The 1,956-nt window shown below is 55.3% G+C and carries 3 protein-coding genes; all 3 read left to right on the forward strand.

What is annotated here, in order from left to right; all coding sequences use genetic code 11:
• Positions 1–139 precede the first annotated feature (139 nt).
• Entirely contained in the window at positions 140–394 is a 255-nt protein-coding gene (locus AWB68_RS44345; RefSeq protein WP_160110196.1) for a DUF5372 family protein, read from the forward strand.
• Positions 395–582: 188 nt separating this feature from the next.
• On the forward strand, positions 583–1,035 hold the full coding sequence (locus AWB68_RS44350; protein ID WP_087650383.1) for a helix-turn-helix domain-containing protein: 453 nt from the start codon (positions 583–585) through the stop codon (positions 1,033–1,035).
• Between the two features lie 270 nt (positions 1,036–1,305).
• Positions 1,306–1,956: recombinase family protein (locus tag AWB68_RS44360; RefSeq protein ID WP_143282056.1), on the forward strand; the 651-nt coding region annotated here is incomplete at its 3' end.

Genomic DNA, 1,956 nt, shown 5'->3' on the forward strand with positions numbered 1-1,956 from the left:
GTCTCGAACCGCTGATGGCGCAGTCGCGCCATGATCCAGCGTTCAACGATCTGGACTGCAACCTCGACCTTGGCTTTCTCGTAAGTCAGCAACTGTCTGTCATGAGGAACAACGCGTAGTCAAAGGCGCGTTCTTCGAGATCACCCATCCATTTCACCCGCTTCACGGAAAGAGGTTCGTTTTGGTCAGCCGGCGGCTGAACTGGGGCGAGGATCGGGTGATGTATTTCGACGCGAACAAGCGCCTGCGTTCGGTTTTGGCATCCTGGACAGACGTGCCGGAACCGGATTTGTTCGCGCAAGCTTCGGGAGTTCGATCCTCGTTTAGAACGGACGACTTGCTTCGATTGCGTGCGCTAATCGACCATTTGCTGGGTGCTCGCGATGTCAAATAAATTTCGCCGCCTATGTAAGCATAAATACGCCGCAGTTACGAGGATGAGGCATCTGATTGAACAGGACGTCTTATGTCTATGCAGCTTTATTCCAAAATTATTTCAATTTAAATCGATCATCAAGATCCTTGACAGATCGTTTTCTCTGTCATATTTTAGTTATCGTTTAAACAACGATGGGTTTTCTAATGACCAAGCCGCCGTCAAAGCGCGATCGACTACGCGAACTCGGCGGCCTCAATCCTCATCCCGATCGAATACGGGCGCCCTGGTTTCGATCGGGCGATTTCTTCGATCCCGACGACATGGTTCAGGTCAAGTACGAGATGTTGCGTCATGTTCAGGTCGACGGCGCCTCCAAGGCCGAGGCTGCCGCATTGTTCGGAATGTCCAGGCCAACGTTCTATCAAGCAGAGAGTGCCTTTGCCAGCGAGGGGCTGCAAGGGCTGCTTCCGAAACAGCGTGGGCCCAAAGGCGCACACAAACTCAACTCGACGGTAATGGCGTTCATCGAAGAGCGCTTACAGCACGACAGCACCATCCACGCTCGCGCGCTCGCGCAGGAGATAGAAACCGCGCTGGATCTATCGGTCCACCCACGCAGTATCGAACGCGCGCTGGCGCGCAAAAAAAAACCGTAGACGATTCGGCTCAATTTATTTCGCCATCGTCGGCGCTTAACCGCTACGAAGCGCTGCGGGCCGACTTCTTCGGCACAGGTCCTCACTCCGAAGGCCACGCCGCAATACGCTTTCATGGTGTATTGAACGGCCTTGTGATCCAACTCTCGCACGCTCTGTGCACCGAAGTTGCCGTCCCAGCCGTGTTTGATTCCAACTCAGTGCGGGATAACGGTGCGCTCGTACGCGTGCTGGCCAACCTCGTGCTGCGCGCCCACGAGGAGCTTGCCCATGTCTACTAACTCCGCTCAGAAGGTCACCTCGGAACATCTCCGGCGAGATGCCTTTCTTTACGTTCGCCAATCGTCGCTTCGACAGGTGTTCGAGAATACCGAGAGTACGAAGCGGCAATATGCACTGCGCGATCGTGCGGTTTCACTCGGCTGGCCAATCGAGCGTATTCACGTCGTCGATAACGATCTCGGTATGTCCGGGTCCAGCGCTAAGGAACGAGACGGCTTTCAGCACTTGGTAGCTGAGGTGGCCAACGGTCACGCCGGCATCGTGCTGGGATTGGAAGTGTCGCGTCTTGCGCGCAATAATGCCGACTGGCATCGCCTGATCGAGCTTGCATCGCTCACGCAAACTTTGATTTTGGACGAAGATGGAATTTACGATCCGGGTCAATTTAACGACCGCCTTCTACTGGGATTAAAGGGCGCCATGAGTGAGGCTGAACTTCATATCCTCAAGGGTCGTCTGCAAGGCGGGATCAAGAACAAGGCACGCCGGGGCGAACTGGAAGTGCCTTTGCCGATCGGGCTTGTGTATCACCCGAACGGCTCAGTGGCGCTCGATCCTGATCAACAGGTTCGGGGCGCGCTGCAGTTGCTCTTCGACACGTTTCGGCAAGCTGCATCAGCTACCGCAACGGTCAGGCGA

Origin of the sequence: Caballeronia choica (genome assembly GCF_001544535.1) — a bacterium.
GTDB classification, from domain to species: Bacteria; Pseudomonadota; Gammaproteobacteria; order Burkholderiales; family Burkholderiaceae; genus Caballeronia; species Caballeronia choica.

Bases quoted from the DNA above. Each gene is read 5' to 3' on its own strand.
- AWB68_RS44350 (WP_087650383.1), top strand. From the start codon at position 583: ATGACCAAGCCGCCGTCAAAGCGCGATCGACTACGCGAACTCGGCGGC.